Below are 15,204 nucleotides of genomic sequence, written 5' to 3'. Positions count from 1 at the left end.
AGCCAAGCTATTTTTATTTCACTAACAAATTCTCCCGTTTAAAGAACTTCGCTGCCACCTTAATGGCTATGATTACATAGCAAAGCGAGGTAAACACTACTAGAAGAGCATGCATAGGTTGGAGCTCCCCATAGAAAATCTCTTTAAAAATCGCCACCCCATTAAAGATCGGCAACAAATAGTACGCATATGGAATGTCAATCGGATTAAGAGGCATCATCAGGTAAGCAGGTACTAATCCTACCAAGACAAGTGGGGTCATGTATGTCTGCGCTTCCTTAAAGGATTTAGCGAAAGAACTAATACTTAACATGATGCCAGCAAACATAGCCGAAAGTAATATGAGCACCACAAACAACACGATGATCGAGCTAGTGGTGAAAAATTGCAAGGAGAGTCCTCCAGCAGCGTGATTCATTGGGATAAACGAAAAAATTAACGAAACACTAATCACCGAAGCTAGCGAACTGACGCCACTCATGATCATGACCGTAAATAACTTCGCTGTTAACACGCTATTAGCGGTTATCGGGGCACTTATCAGTGTCTCTAAAGTACCTCGCTCCTTCTCTCCCGCAATTAAGTCTGTGGCAGCTGGTAAGCCCCCAGAGATTAAAGAAGCAATCATGAGGATAATCAGAACTCCAGATAAAATACTACCAGACACCTTTTCATCGCTTGCTACACTTTCAAAATTAGTATGCATTGGTTCAATCGCTTCAATCGACAAGCCCACATGCTGCAAACGCTTAGAGACAACATCTCTTTCATATTCCTTTATGGATTTTTCAATTAACGTTTTAGCGTAAGTAGACTTTTGATTAGAAGGATCATACCAGACGGTGATATCAACAGCCTCACCAGCTTGGAGCTTACTCTGCAATTGCTCCGGCAATTTTATGAAAGCTCTCGCATTACCATTCTTAATTGCTGCTAAAGGATCTTCTACCTGAATCATTTTTACACTATCATTTTTTTGTAAGATTTGTACAAAGGGGTGCTGACTATCTGCATTAACAATCAGCGGCACGAAGGATTGTGCTTCTTTGGCTACTCCATTCATAGAAAATGACATGAGAAATACAAATAATGGTACAACTACCAATGGTATGACTAAAGCTCCGATCCACGTTTTGCGGTCCCGTATGAGGTCCGTCATTTCCTTTTGAAAAACAATCCAGATATGCTGTCTATTCATTTTCTTTCTCACCTCCGACCGCTCGCATAAAGATGTCGTCCATATCCTGTAGATCATAGCGTTTACGCAAAGCCGGGATCGTCCCTTCTACAATCATCTTCCCTTTATGCATGATTGTTACTCTAGAGCATAGCTTCTCTACTTCCCCCATGTTATGTGTGGAAAATAGTATCGTTTTATTCTGCTGTTGTAATTCTTTAATTAAGCGTCGAAATACACTAGCTGCTGTAATATCTAAACCTGTAGTAGGCTCGTCAAACAAAATTACCTTTGGATCATGCACTAACGACCTGGCAATCGCTACCTTCTGTCGCATTCCTCGGGAAAAAGGACCCACACGACGATCCAAGAATTCACTCATGTCCAATTGCTTACTCACCTGTTCAATTCGCTGATCTAAGAGCTTCTGATCCAACCCATGTAGCTTCCCTATGTATTGAATATTCTCTCTTGCTGTCAACCTAGCGTATAGCTCCACATCTCCGCCGAACAACAATCCAATGCGTTTACGGACTTCCATCGGATGTGTTTTAACCGAGTAACCATCCATGATAATATCGCCGTTGGTAGGGGTCAAAATTGTTGCCATCATACGCATCGTGGTAGTCTTACCCGCTCCATTTTCCCCTAGAAGCCCCAGTACCTCTCCTGGTCGACATAGTAGTGAAAGCTGATCGACAGCAACGACATCTTTAAATGCTTTTGTCACACTCTGTACTTCAATCATAGATACCCTCTCTTTCTGAAAACAAACGCGGTTCTACTTCATTCTACTCGTTTTCCCCGACTTCTTCATTTTATGTAAGCATTCCTTTGCATTGTGACTACAACATCATTTTTTCATAAATAAGTACAACCAATCCTTGCATGAATCATTGTTGCACTTCTCCTATTTTACATCAAGTTTCTCCTACTGCCTTACACAAGAAAAAAAGAAGGCCTCCGTTGTTGAGCCTTCTTGTAGATTATTCTATCTTCTACGCATTATGCACCTGTTCATCTACAACTTCTTGCAACCATTTCGCTACAAAAGGATGTGGCAGGTATGTTTTACCACTATAGGCATAGTTTAAGCCATCCAAATTGGAGGGGATGACCTTCTTAGTGAAATATCCTTCGCTCAAGAATAGCGGGATAACAATTGTTCTGCCTAGATTGATTGCTTCTTCTGCCCGAGAGCGAAGATTGTCCGGATGCAGAGTTCCATAGGTAGCCTCAGAGAATTTCAAGCGTTCCTTCAAAGTCTGTGTCATACTCTGTAATACTTCTTCCCACTTCCGATGATTTTCTCCTTCGTCTGCTCCATGTCCAACTAGGAAAAGGATCTCTTCTTGTGGGTCCGAGGAAAGCTCGCGAATCCGCTCTTCTAAAATATCCAGAATAAACGGGTGATCGTTCATTGGTGGGCAATAGATCATTTCCATTGTTGTGTGTAATCGTTCCCACTCATCATCCAATTTATTATCGGTAGCACCTAACAAATAGCCGATCTCATCAATATGTGTACTGCCTTCTGCAACAAAGAGGGGAATCGCAATGACTTTTTCTACACCGCGAGCCTCAAGTTCTCGTAGACCATCCTCAACAAGGCGTCCTTCCACCATTTCCAGAAAACAGGTGGTGTAAGGTACCCGGATGTCTAAACTAGCAACTGCCTGATCCACAAGCTCCACCCATGCTGCACTGCTGGAACCATGACCTATAATGAGTACTCCGACTTGTTTCATTCCGTGCTTCGCCCCTCTATCTATGTCATTTCTTGTTCGCGATTGAATACGATTAACCGCTAAATAAGAATAGTTATCAAGTGATACAAATTCTATTATGCAAAACTTCGAGGGGAACTGCAATAATTCAAGTGCTGTAAAAACGCGTTGTCACAAAAATGTGATATTTTAGCCCAGAATATGTACGATTTCTACTCTGTATCGACGACAATTTGACATCTCATACCAAAGGGGAATATTTTTCCTTCCACTTTTCTATAGAAAATGTTGTAAATAACGTAGTGAACGATTCCGCATCGTTAAAATAGTGGCGAGATTCTTTTGCCTGAGGATTTTGTTCTAAAAAGAGAGTAGCTGCTATTTGATTTACAGGTACCCCCTCCTTCTCCTGATCGTACACTCCTTGTTGGGCTAGAAGCTTCTCGAAATAGCGGACATAGGTAACAGTAAGCGTTTTCGTTTCTTTTCCTACTTGATAAATGACAACTGATCGCTCAAAGGTGTCCGCAGGTGATCCCCCTTTTCCAGCGGGCACGCTTTCCCCTATAACAGACAGAATTTTCATTATCTCTTCCCCTTTTTTTATTCGCACACTCGTAGACCCATCTTCTATATTATAGAATAGAGTGATTATTTCCACAAACTAGTTCATTCCTTTTTAACCCATTACAAGGGCCTTTACATGTCCAAATGTCTAGTTTGAGCAATTTTTTAGCAGGAAATTTATTGCAAAAAATTCAACTATTTAAGTTTATATCTGACCTTGCTAAGAAGTAAAGGGAGGTTCTTGTCGTCATGTGCACATGATAAAGCTGTAAACCGACAAACAAGTAACTCCTTAGCAAAGCATGTCATTTCTTGGGAAATAAATCCGACATTTCTCAAGTCACAGTCAATGGTCTCTCATATACCTTCCGAATTAGCTCCTCCACCTCTGCTTCTTGCATGGATATATCACTAATTTCTTCCCATCTACCAACACTAGTAAGTAAGTCTATAGCAGTAATCAAGCGTTTGTCATAAAGAAACGTTACTTGTTTATCAATCACTTCATAGGTAACACCTGCTGGCAATGGCAGTGGATGAGGAATGTCCTTATACTCAATCTGTAACATACTTGGTAATCCAATCTGCTCACGTAGCTGATCCATACTTCCATCTGAGATAATCGTACCATGGTTGATAATCATCACTCTGGAACAGATAGATTCTATATCATCCATGTCATGTGTGGTGAGTAAGATCGTTTTCTGTTCTTGTTTATTGATCTGTTGTAAAAAGCTCCGAATATTGGTTTTCGCTACCACATCCAGCCCAATTGTTGGTTCGTCTAAAAATAATACATCCGGATTATGTAACAAAGCAGCTACCAGATCAGCTCTCATACGTTGCCCTAGTGATAGTTTACGTACAGGTGTATCAATAAACTCTTCTATATGTAAGAGATCATCATATTGCAATAAACGAGAGCGATACTGGGCCTCCTCAACCCTGTACATTTCCTTGATAATTTCAAAAGAATCACGAACAGGCAGATCCCACCACAGTTGAGTACGTTGCCCAAAAACTACACCAATCTGATGAGCTAGTTTTTTGCGCTGACGCTCTGGATGTAGCCCGCTAACCCTGATTTCACCGGAAGAAGGATGCAGAATGCCACAAAGCATTTTAATGGTTGTGGATTTTCCCGCTCCGTTTGGTCCAATGTAGCCGACCGCTTCTCCCTTGCCAATCTCAAACGAAATATCATGAACGGCATGCACAATTCGTTTCTCCCGTGAAAAGAGACTGCGAATAGAGGAAAACCGCCCCTTTTTTGGTTTTGCTAGCTCAAAATGTTTATGAATTCCTCGTGCTATGATCATCGTAATTCCCCCTTTCCACCTTTTATTAATTGCCCGTACTGTGGTAATGTCTGATACCAAAATTCCAAAAGGAAATTGCCGCTCCAAGGAAAACAAGGGCAACAAGTGGACTAATCAATACTTGTATCCAGTTCCCTCCCTTATCTAGTAAGTAGGAAAGAGCTGTGTAGTTCACAAAAGCAATCGGCATCAGTGTAAAGAACAGTGTCTTTAACCATCCGGTATATAAGCTAACAGGATATTTAGACGCATTCATTGGAGCATAGAATAAAAATACCTGTAAATCACTGATTCTTCCCATCCAAAAGCTGAATGTTGCCACGATCAGCGATAAAGAAAAGCAGATAAATGCCCCTCCCATTATGATAATAGGCAACCACATCAGGATACTTGTGACATCCTGCCCCTGCCTCACTAGCTGAATCAGAGAGTAGCCACAGACAAGCATACCTTGTCCCAATTGGCCTAGTCTTCCAATATCAATATTACGGCTTAATAACAACATTAATGGAGAGATGGGGCGAATTAATAAACTATCGAATTCTCCCTGTAAAATGTATCTTTCAAACTCATGTATTTCGGAAGCAAACATTCGAAACATCGCCTCTGAAATGGTGGCACAACCAAAAATTAAACCTAGTTCATAGAGGGTCCATCCTTGGATGTCAGTAAACTTCCATAATAACACTGTTATTCCAAGAAAATCGACTAAGAGTAAGAGTCCTATCATCAAATTAGAGATAATGAAATTCCATTTATATTGCATACGCGAGCGGATACTTGCTCGTAATAATCGTCCATAAATTCTTAGCATCGCTCTCCCTCCTAACCACCTTGGACTTCCAAGTGTTTTTGTGCCAGCCTAGCCAAGATCATATTACATAAGGTTAACAAGATAACCCATACCACTTGGATAAAGATCACCTGTGGGCCCTGCTTTTCTAGTAGGATCATGCTTGGATAATAAAGAATACCTGCATAGGGCAAGTAAGATAGGATCATTTCCAAAGAACGGGGAAAAAACTCCAAGGGTAGCATTTGACCACCTAGTAATAGCATTAAGGACTGATTAAAATAGTGAGCCCATTTTACTTCGGTACTCCAAAAAGCTAAAATGCCTACCATGAAATATAAATTAAGACCAATACCAACCGCACAACATGCCGATAGGCCAAACCATACTATGGTTATGAAATTCGTAGGTACGTAAAAGCCAACAACACAAGAAAGAATCAGATAAATCGGAAGAAAACGGTGAAAAAAATTATAAACAATCCGGCCTATTTCCTGACTCACTGTATAAAAATAAAAATGAATGGGTTTCATGATATGTAGGGAGATTTGTCCCGTACGAACCCATTCAGGTATAGAAAGTCCTGGAGTTAGAAAAGTAGTGATCCATAGCATACATTGGGTGAGAACTAAATAAAAGAGAACATCATGTAAAGCAAGAGGACTGAGCGCTTCTTTGCCATTCATGACGCCTGTCCAAATCGCCATCATGACAAAGCCAAAAATACAGCTTCCTATCGTGTTAATAAAATGAGCCATGCGATACTGAACGTTTGCTTTGTAGGTTTTAATAACCAGTACATAATAAACCATAGCCTCCCTCCTTTACCTACCTGCGTTGTTATTCAGAAAAATTAGTCAAGGGTTTCATATTAGCAAAATCTATTTTTTTTGTAAAGAAGAAGGTAAGAAGGTTTTAGTAGACACTTTCATGCATCCTTTTTGCAAATGGAAATCCCTCTCCTTATCCCGTTAGAAAGTAGAAAAGCCTACCTCGTCTAATAACGAAGTAGGCTTTGTTTGCTTACATTCACATAATAACTTCTAGTCAAACGCTAGATTAAATAGCGGAAGTAAATATACAGCGTTGAAATCACGATGGATAGAATCATCAGTGGAAAACCAATTTTCAAAAAGCCAAGGAATGTTATCTTTTCTCCTTCTTTAGCCGCAATACCAGCTACGATCAAGTTAGCACTCGCTCCAACTAGGGAACCATTACCACCTAAACATGCCCCTAGTGCCAGACTCCACCACAATGGTTCCAGATTGTCTATACCCATTCGTCCCATCTCCTGAATCATTGGGATCATGGTTGCAACAAACGGAATATTGTCCACGAAAGCAGATGCAATCGCACTCAACCACAGGATTAAAAGAGCAGTTGCCGTAACGTTTCCTTTCGTTAGGTTGACCGCTTCCTGCGCGAGAGATGCAATAATTCCTGTCTCGACAAGTCCTGAAACGAGTACAAACAACCCTACGAAAAAGAAGATCGTTGTCCACTCTACCTTGGTTAAGGCTTCCTCTAAATAATGCTCGCCCGTAATTAATAACAATAAAAAGGCACCGACTAACGCTACTGTAGCTGATTCAAGATGAAGTACTTGGTGTAAGAAGAATCCAATAATCGTCAGCGCTAAAATGAACAGTGATTTTACTAATAACGTTCGATCTGTTATTTCAGCAGCAGCATCCAGCTTCATGAGCTTTTGGCGCAGTTCTTCTTGCGTATGCAATTGCTTACGGAACATAAAAGCAAGTACCACAATCGTAACCACTGCTATAAACATAGAGATAAGGGTCAAATTATTGATAAAGGCCACGAAAGAAAGCTCCTTAACAGCACTTCCAATCATGATATTAGGCGGATCACCGATCATTGTTGCTGTGCCTCCGATATTTGACATCAGGATTTCTGACATCAGATACGGAAACGCAGATACCTCTAATTTTCGTGTAATACTAAACGTAACAGGTACCATCAACAAAACAGTAGTCACGTTATCTAAAAAGGCAGAACCTACAGCAGTAATGAGCGATAATGCAATTAAAATATACAGTGGGTTTCCCTTTGCCTTTTTCGCTGCCCAGATCGCAATAGCTTTAAACAATCCTGTCTTGGCTGTAATCGCAACAATAATCATCATTCCGATCAATAACCCAAGCGTATTAAAATCAATATGGTGTAATGCGGTTTCTTGGCTAACAATCCCTAGCATAACCATACATACTGCCCCCACCATCGCAATAATGGTGCGGTGAATTTTCTCTGAAATGATAATGGCATACGTAACCAAGAAGATTACAAGTGCAATGATCGCCTGTTGTTCCATATCTGCCTCCCCTAAGCATTCTTGTACCTTCTGTTAAATGATTTGTCCATTTTTCTAATCCGTCATCCATTTTACCTAATATCTACTATAATCTCTAGGCTTTATAGGTAAAAAAAACCTGCAAAGTACCGTTTTTTCTTTCCAAGAAAGGAAAAAGCGAACTCTGCAGGCTAGTATCGTACTCTACATGACTACCTTTTATATTGATGGTTACTTTCTCTACATACCCTCTGGATTCGTGAGTACTACTTCATCTCCATCTTTCAAACCGCTCACAATCTCCACATATTCGGCGCCTTCAATACCTATTCCCACGTCTTTTGGCATCGGGTTTCCACTTGGGTCCTTGACCATAACCGTACCTTTGCCTTCTTCCATTACTTCTACAGCATTAACTGGCAAACGCACCGCATTCTCTTTCTTATTGATATAGATATCACAATCACCGCTCATACCATGCTTCATTTGACTGCTATCCTCAACTGCAATTTTCACTTCGAAACGAACCGATTTGTCCTGCTTACTTCCCTCTTTCGGTAGTTCTGTTACCGTACCTTTAAATGCTTTTGTTCCAAAGGCTGTGATAAATACATCAACATTTTGTCCCACTTTGACCTGTGGGAAATCCAGTTCATCAACAGCTGCTTTAAATGTGACAGAAGAAGTATCCATGATGATAGCCGCAGGATCACTGCCAAGCGCTTCTCCTACTTTCACATTCAATTTCGTAATTTCACCGCTAATCGGAGCAACTACTCTTCGTTTGGATAAATCACGCATCTTTTGGTCCATACCAAGTTGCGCTTCTTTCCAGTTTAATTCTTTCTCTTCAATTTCTGTTTTATCTTCTTCTCTATCCATTTTCGCTAAGAGCTGATTCTTTTTAAGGGTGTCTCCTTTTTTAAACAGGACCTCACCAACTTTACCTGTAGTACCCGCTAAAATTTCGATATCGTCTGCTTTGGTAAAAGGAGAATTTCCCTGACTTGCGTATTTCAATCCTTTAGCATCCGTATATTCAACAGAACCAAGGTCATTTGCATACAAGCCTCCTGTATTTTTGACCAATACGTCAACAGCATGCTGAGCCATTTTTCCGTCTTGCTTGGTTCCTTCCATATCAATACGGTCGATTTCACCATCTACATAAGTCATTGAGCTTGGTAAAAAGACCTTCACCTTTTGCCCTTCTCGTAACAATTCAGCTTCGTAAGGAGAAAAATAGCCTGTAATCTTTATATAATTAGGGTCGTTTACCTTTGCAATGACCGTCTCAGGTGATACACTGTCCCCACGTTTAACCGATATTTCTTTGACAACCCCACCGGCATTAGCTTCAATTCTGTCTTTTCTATCTTTCAAATCCTTTATTTCTTTCTGCATTCGGGCCATCGACAATTTTTGCTTCTCGATTTCGAAGCCAGCATCTGTAGCCTCCATGGTAAATAACAAATCGCCTTTTTTAACACGCTGCCCTTCCTTAACAGCCAGACTCTCTACTTTACCGCTTACATCTGGCTTCACTTCCTGGCGGGCCGTAGCTTCAACTGTACCTGTCGAATACACTGTTTTCTTCACTTCACCCAAATCTACCGCTACAGTCTGAAGTGCAGGTGGTTCAACAACTTCCTGTGATGCATCCGTAGCAGGAGCAAAATATTTATACCCTCCATAGCCGCCACCCGCTAGTACGAGCACGGTGATGGCTGAAATAATCACTTTTTTCTTAATAGCCATGCGTTAATTCCCCACATTTCTTCCATTTATATTTAAAAAACCTTTCTTTATCAAAACAATCACCTAAGCAAACATCACTGTAACGCTACTGGGAGCGAATAGCCTCCAATGGACTTAGTCGGGATGCCCGGATGGCAGGAAGAATCCCCGCTAATAACCCGATAACAACCGAGAATAGAATGGCAAATATAGCAAGAGATGGAGGTACCAATGCAATTTGTGTTACTACCTCTTCTTCTGGTCCCATGCCTCCTCCCATTCCCATTCCAATGCTATCTAAAATATCGTTGTTTTTACCAAGGTAATTGATGATCGCTACAGCCCCATAAGCAAGACCTAAACCAGTCAGTCCTCCGATTAAACCGATTGAACCAGATTCAATCAAAAAGAGCCAACGAATATTATACACGGTGGCACCAATAACCTTCATAATCCCAATTTCCTTGGTTCGCTCCAGAATGGACATGATCATTGTGTTTACTATACCGATCGTTGCAACTAATAAAGAAATAGCAGCTATACCACCAAGCACTAATTGAATAACAAAGAAAAATTTATTTAGTTTAGCAAGCTGACGTGCTGACGAATAGTTCTCATAGCCGATTTTTTGTAAATCCTTGATGACCTGCTCTACTGCTTCTCTTGATTCTACCTTTACATTGATTGAATCATATTGCAGAGCTGGCTTCTGATTGCGATTTTTTGAACGGTTCGGTTTGCTTCCACCCATTTCCATATCATAGTCGCTTTGTTCTCTCTTTTGTTCCATCCAGGTATTTAGCTCATTAATCATCTTCATAGGAACATAAATAGTGCTACCTCGATAGCTCTTTTCATCCTTTTGCATCTGGCCGACGACACGAACACGTATTTCCTTCTTTTCATACTTCGTTTCGTTGTCGATCGTGTATTCTCGTCTTAGTTCTAACATCGCCGTTTTCCCAACCATCTCTATGATTCCAGATTCTCCAGAGCCACCCATTTCATATCTGGCTCTATTACCATTCTGGTTAGCATTGCGTTTTCTAGCTTCACGGCGGTCCTTCTCCACATCTCTCATTTGTCTTGGTATTTCGTAGGAGATCACGATTTCATTGTTTGCCCCAGTTAAATACTCACCCTTTTCTAGCTCCTTTGATCTCACAGGTGCCTCTTGTTGTGGATCAACCCCAATGATTTGGAAATGCTGTGCCTCTCGACGCCCTAGCTTTAAGATGGCATTTCCCATAAATTCTTTATGTGGCATAACCGCCTCAATCCCAGGAATAGCCTTTATTTCCGGTATACTTTTACTATCTAAGCGTTTCATTTGATCTGGCGTTCTCTCAGTGGTTCCATCTGGCATCAACCAAGCTGGATACACTTCAAGCTCAGTTAAATTACCGAAGTTTTCTAGACCTTTAACCGCATTCTCTTTTAGACCAATACTAAGGGATAGCATAGTCACAATAGCAGCGGTACCAATCATAACCCCAACCGATGTCAGCACCGTCCGTAACTTCATGCGCCAAAGATTGCGCCAGACGATACGTAGCGAATCAAGCAGTTTCACAAATTACACCTCATTTTTCCCCTTGCCTTTTTACCAGATAAGAGCAAATAAATTCTTGTCTCTATTACGCGAAAGCCCAGGCTAGTCATTGTCGCAGGCCTGAGTATTGCTACTTCCCTTATTGCTGAATATAGCCATCCCGTAGAAAAATTGTCCGATCAGATTGATTTGCAACCTCCTGATCATGTGTGACAATCACAAATGTTGTACCACTTTCCCGATTCATTTGACGCATGAGCTGTAAAATTTCTTCCTCTGTTGCTGTATCCAAATTCCCGGTTGGCTCATCCGCAAGAACAATTCCCGGTTCATTGACCAAGGCCCGCGCAATACTGACACGCTGTTGCTGACCACCACTTAGCTCATTAGGCTTATGATGCTCTCGATTTTCCAGTCCCACTTGGTTTAACATCGCTATCGCTTTTTCACGTCGTACACGAGGACTTACTCCAGAAAAAACGAGCGGTAGTTCCACATTTTCAACTGCTGTCAAATTAGGCAAAAGATTAAACGATTGAAACACAAATCCTAAGCAACGCCGTCTAAACAAACATAGCTGATTCTCGTTAAACTTAGATATCTCTTCCCCATTTACATGAATCGTTCCTTGTTCGGGACGTGTTAACCCAGCCATCAGGTTAAGAAGCGTTGATTTCCCTGAACCTGATGTTCCGCATAACGAAATAAATTCGCTTTTTCCAATATGCAGGTTGATATCATGTAATACAGGGACCTGAAACTTACCTGCCTTATAAAAATGATTGACATCTCGTACCGTTAATTCACCGATGCTATTACTCACTTTCTCTTCACCTCATAGCTTCCCTCTTCCTAAAATTTTAGATAATTTTTCCTTTATTCAAAAAACATCATCCTCCACACAGAAAGATTGTTGTTTTGCCTACGTATGTACAGGAAAAAGTTTCTCTTTGAAAAGACGCTTTAGTAGACCAAAAAGTAACATTTTTTCTTAAACTCTACTAATTTTTTGTTGAGAAATGCTGGAATTAGTAGCTCATACCACTAGCTATTAATAGACGATGGTAATACATGATTGTTACAAAAAATCAGTTTTATTCTTTGACATGTTTACTGTTCATTGCTACACTGTATCAAATACCTGAAAATTCATGATACGGAGTCGATACCATTGTAAAACCCTTTTCAAGAAAAAGAAAAAACAAATGGAAACTTAGTTTGTTGAAGACAGAATAGCTCTGTCTATCTTTCTCATGAAAAGAGGTTTTTTTGTCATGCTTACCAAACAAGTACGTTTTCTTTGGGTTGGCCAAATGCTTGCCAACGCTGGCGACGTTTTTTATATTATCTCTCTACTTACCCTCGTTTTTGAAATGACACATTCCGCTGTCTATACCGGCTTCGTACCGCTTACCATTATCCTAGCGCAGACAGTGAGCAGTTTTTTCGCGCCCCTTATGCAACGCCGTTTTTCCCTATCTACCCTACTGTTTTTGTCTCAATTTGCCAAAACATTATTTTTAGGTTTGCTTGTTTTTGTAACGCAATGGTCGTCTGTTCCGTTGCTTGTAAGTTTAGGTCTCGCCTCGTTGATTTCCTTTTTGGATGGATGGGCTACTCCTGCTCGTAATGCCCTGCTACCACGAATAGCACAGCCTGTACATCTGCTACGATTAAATAGTTTATTCGCAACCACCGATCAAGTAATTCAATTTGTTGGTTGGGCACTAGGGGGAATGCTCGTAGCTTTTTTAGGAATCACATACCTTTTTTCTGTTAGTCTTGGATTATTCATCATTTCAACAATCTGTATGGCTTATCTACATGATCCTATCTCTCAAGCAACAACAAGTGCTGATGGCTCTTCCAAAAAAGAAGCACTACTCCGCGGCTGGAATTATATCCTCCATTCCCGCACGCTTCTTACACTCACTTGTATGGATGTTCTGGAATCCTTGGCAGGGGCCATCTATGTAGCTGCCATCATGCTATTTTATGTGTCTGATGTTCTTGGCAAAGGTCAAGAATGGTGGGGATACCTCAATGCCAGTTACTTTGTCGGTATGATTGTCGGAGGCTTGTTATTAGTAGTTATTGCGACTCGTGTATCTCGTTATTTTCTTTCTTTTTTACTAGGAGCTGGGCTATTCTCTGCCCTAGTAACACTAGGCTTTGGAGTTACGCATAGCGCCTGGTTTGCCTTATTCCTATCATTTTTATTGGGACCTGCCACACAGATTCAATATGTCAGCAAACAAACCTACTTTCAAAGAAGCGTGGACCCTCTCTATTTGCCTAACGTTCTATCGGCAAAAAGTACAGTGGAATACGTGGGCTATGGCTTATCAGTTCTAATCCTGACCAACGTGGTTGCGATATATGGTGCGGCTATGGCCTATCTAGTAGCTTCGAGTATACTTACTACGAGCATGTTACTCGGATTTATCATGCGCCGAGCATTTCAGATTGAGCTACAGAAGTTGAATGGATAATAGGTAGAACATAGAAACAAACAAATACACAAAAGCTCCTCTTCCTGTCATAGTAAAGCTATCGAGAGAAAGAGGAGCTTTTTCATTTACAATGCTTCTAGTGATTCTACCAACAATTTATTGACCACACCTGGATTTGCTTTTCCTTTCGTCTGCTTCATAACTTGTCCCACTAGGAAACCAATTGCCTGTTTTTTGCCTGCTTTGTAATCTTCTACCGATTGTTGATTAGCTGCAATGATTTCATCGACGATGCGTTTCAATTCGCCTTCATCGCTAATTTGCACCAATCCTTTTTCTTCAACAATGGTTGCCGGGTTCTTACCTGTCTCCACCATTTCTGTAAAGACTGTCTTGGCAATTTTAATTGAAATGGTTCCCTTTTCGATCAGCTTCACCATTTCTCCCAAACCTTCAGGCGTCATTTTCACGTCTGAGAAGTCCAGATTGTTTGCATTTAGATATCCAAACAGATCGACCATTAAAAAGTTAGCAACCGTCTTTGGATCAGCACCTGTTGCTACTGCGGCGTCAAAGAAATCAGCTGATTCACGTGTCATAGTTATAACTTCCGCATCAGATGTAGACAATCCGTATTGCTCAACATAGCGTGCCTGACGCGCATCTGGCAATTCAGGGATAGAGGCCTTAACACGCTCAATCCATTCGTCAGTAATCGTAACGTTAACCAGATCAGGGTCTGGGAAATAACGATAATCATGCGCTTCTTCTTTAGAACGCATTACGATGGTTTTTTTATTAGCATCATCCCAGCGTAGCGTTACCTGTTTAATTTCTCCGCCGTTTTGGATTACTTCTTCCTGACGTTTCACTTCATATTCCAACGCAGCCTGTACATTGCGGAAGGAGTTCATGTTCTTCAATTCCGTTTTTGTACCTAATTTGGTCTCTCCTACAGGACGGATTGATACGTTAGCATCACAGCGAAGGGAGCCTTGCTCCATTTTCACATCAGATACTTCCGTATATTGAATGATTGCTTTTAACTTCTCCAAATACGCTTTGGCTTCTTCTGGTGAGCTAATGTCTGGCTCTGTAACAATCTCTACTAACGGCACACCTACACGGTTGTAGTCCATCATTGTACCGCTTCCGTATTCGCAGTGCGTCAATTTACCAGCATCTTCTTCTAAATGGAGACGATTGATACGGATACGCTTGGTTTTGCCATCTACTTCAATATCAATCCAACCGTTCTTACCCACTGGTTGGTCAAACTGTGAGATTTGATATGCTTTAGGAAGATCAGGGTAAAAATAATTTTTACGATCAAATTTTGTATCACGCGAAATTTCACAGTTAATCGCTAAGGAAGCCTTCACCGCGAATTCTAATGCTTGTTGATTCAGTACTGGCAATACACCCGGATGTCCTAAACAAATAGGGCATGTGTGTGTATTAGGCGGAGCACCGAATTCGGTTTTGCAACCGCAGAAAATTTTACTATTGGTCGATAATTCAGCGTGAACCTCTAAACCAATGACTGTTTCGAATTTTTGGCTCAT

13 protein-coding genes are annotated in these 15,204 nt (G+C 40.9%); 1 reads left to right on the top strand and 12 read right to left on the bottom strand.

The features are described from left to right. Positions 1–13: 13 nt before the first annotated feature. The 11 genes from ACQV1I_RS02725 to ACQV1I_RS02675 form a co-directional block, all read right to left on the bottom strand. Positions 14–1,198, bottom strand: a complete 1,185-nt coding sequence (locus ACQV1I_RS02725; protein ID WP_094701430.1) for an ABC transporter permease — start codon at positions 1,196–1,198, stop codon at positions 14–16. Then, complete coding sequence (locus ACQV1I_RS02720; protein WP_018673657.1) at positions 1,191–1,925, bottom strand: ABC transporter ATP-binding protein; 735 nt, start codon at positions 1,923–1,925, stop codon at positions 1,191–1,193. The genes ACQV1I_RS02725 and ACQV1I_RS02720 overlap by 8 nt, the downstream gene beginning before the upstream one ends. Before the next feature lie 250 nt (positions 1,926–2,175). Next, complete coding sequence (locus tag ACQV1I_RS02715) at positions 2,176–2,925, bottom strand: sirohydrochlorin chelatase (protein WP_094701429.1); 750 nt, start codon at positions 2,923–2,925, stop codon at positions 2,176–2,178. 220 nt (positions 2,926–3,145) lie between these two features. Continuing rightward, on the bottom strand, positions 3,146–3,490 hold the full coding sequence (locus tag ACQV1I_RS02710; RefSeq protein WP_094701428.1) for a hypothetical protein: 345 nt from the start codon (positions 3,488–3,490) through the stop codon (positions 3,146–3,148). Between the two features lie 316 nt (positions 3,491–3,806). Continuing rightward, positions 3,807–4,790 carry an ABC transporter ATP-binding protein gene (locus ACQV1I_RS02705; protein ID WP_116335106.1) on the bottom strand — a complete coding sequence of 328 codons (984 nt, stop codon included), beginning with the start codon at positions 4,788–4,790 and terminating at the stop codon, positions 3,807–3,809. A gap of 25 nt (positions 4,791–4,815) precedes the next feature. Beyond that, positions 4,816–5,604: an ABC transporter permease gene (locus tag ACQV1I_RS02700; protein ID WP_116335107.1), complete on the bottom strand. Its 789-nt coding sequence runs from the start codon at positions 5,602–5,604 to the stop codon at positions 4,816–4,818. An 11-nt stretch (positions 5,605–5,615) separates the two neighbouring features. Further along, complete coding sequence (locus ACQV1I_RS02695) at positions 5,616–6,395, bottom strand: ABC transporter permease (RefSeq protein ID WP_116335108.1); 780 nt, start codon at positions 6,393–6,395, stop codon at positions 5,616–5,618. A gap of 242 nt (positions 6,396–6,637) precedes the next feature. Continuing rightward, complete coding sequence (locus ACQV1I_RS02690; protein ID WP_116335109.1) at positions 6,638–7,918, bottom strand: SLC13 family permease; 1,281 nt, start codon at positions 7,916–7,918, stop codon at positions 6,638–6,640. Between the two features lie 219 nt (positions 7,919–8,137). Further along, positions 8,138–9,655, bottom strand: coding sequence for an HlyD family efflux transporter periplasmic adaptor subunit (locus ACQV1I_RS02685; protein WP_116335110.1), 1,518 nt, complete (start codon positions 9,653–9,655; stop codon positions 8,138–8,140). Between the two features lie 85 nt (positions 9,656–9,740). Next, entirely contained in the window at positions 9,741–11,207 is a 1,467-nt protein-coding gene (locus tag ACQV1I_RS02680; protein WP_116335111.1) for an ABC transporter permease, read from the bottom strand. A 118-nt stretch (positions 11,208–11,325) separates the two neighbouring features. Then, entirely contained in the window at positions 11,326–12,009 is a 684-nt protein-coding gene (locus tag ACQV1I_RS02675) for an ABC transporter ATP-binding protein (RefSeq protein ID WP_116335112.1), read from the bottom strand. A gap of 451 nt (positions 12,010–12,460) precedes the next feature. Between ACQV1I_RS02675 and ACQV1I_RS02670 the strand changes: the two genes are divergently transcribed. Then, positions 12,461–13,678, top strand: coding sequence for an MFS transporter (locus tag ACQV1I_RS02670; protein WP_116335113.1), 1,218 nt, complete (start codon positions 12,461–12,463; stop codon positions 13,676–13,678). A gap of 86 nt (positions 13,679–13,764) precedes the next feature. Here the strand turns inward: ACQV1I_RS02670 and gatB are convergent, their stop codons facing one another. Continuing rightward, on the bottom strand, positions 13,765–15,204 hold the full coding sequence (gene gatB, locus ACQV1I_RS02665; protein ID WP_094701419.1) for an Asp-tRNA(Asn)/Glu-tRNA(Gln) amidotransferase subunit GatB: 1,440 nt from the start codon (positions 15,202–15,204) through the stop codon (positions 13,765–13,767).

Source organism: Brevibacillus sp. JB24b, assembly GCF_051713385.1.
Lineage (GTDB): Bacteria > Bacillota > Bacilli > Brevibacillales > Brevibacillaceae > Brevibacillus_B > Brevibacillus_B laterosporus.
This window is presented reverse-complemented; position numbering and strand designations above follow the sequence as displayed.

Excerpts from the sequence above, each read along its gene's own strand:
- ACQV1I_RS02700 (WP_116335107.1), bottom strand. The coding sequence starts at position 5,604 with ATGCTAAGAATTTATGGACGATTATTACGAGCAAGTATCCGCTCGCGT.
- ACQV1I_RS02695 (WP_116335108.1), bottom strand. The coding sequence starts at position 6,395 with ATGGTTTATTATGTACTGGTTATTAAAACCTACAAAGCAAACGTTCAG.
- gatB (WP_094701419.1), bottom strand. The coding sequence starts at position 15,204 with ATGAGCCAAAAATTCGAAACAGTCATTGGTTTAGAGGTTCACGCTGAA.
- ACQV1I_RS02705 (WP_116335106.1), bottom strand. The coding sequence starts at position 4,790 with ATGATCATAGCACGAGGAATTCATAAACATTTTGAGCTAGCAAAACCA.
- ACQV1I_RS02725 (WP_094701430.1), bottom strand. The coding sequence starts at position 1,198 with ATGAATAGACAGCATATCTGGATTGTTTTTCAAAAGGAAATGACGGAC.
- ACQV1I_RS02670 (WP_116335113.1), top strand. The coding sequence starts at position 12,461 with ATGCTTACCAAACAAGTACGTTTTCTTTGGGTTGGCCAAATGCTTGCC.
- ACQV1I_RS02710 (WP_094701428.1), bottom strand. The coding sequence starts at position 3,490 with ATGAAAATTCTGTCTGTTATAGGGGAAAGCGTGCCCGCTGGAAAAGGG.
- ACQV1I_RS02685 (WP_116335110.1), bottom strand. The coding sequence starts at position 9,655 with ATGGCTATTAAGAAAAAAGTGATTATTTCAGCCATCACCGTGCTCGTA.
- ACQV1I_RS02715 (WP_094701429.1), bottom strand. The coding sequence starts at position 2,925 with ATGAAACAAGTCGGAGTACTCATTATAGGTCATGGTTCCAGCAGTGCA.
- ACQV1I_RS02720 (WP_018673657.1), bottom strand. The coding sequence starts at position 1,925 with ATGATTGAAGTACAGAGTGTGACAAAAGCATTTAAAGATGTCGTTGCT.
- ACQV1I_RS02690 (WP_116335109.1), bottom strand. The coding sequence starts at position 7,918 with ATGGAACAACAGGCGATCATTGCACTTGTAATCTTCTTGGTTACGTAT.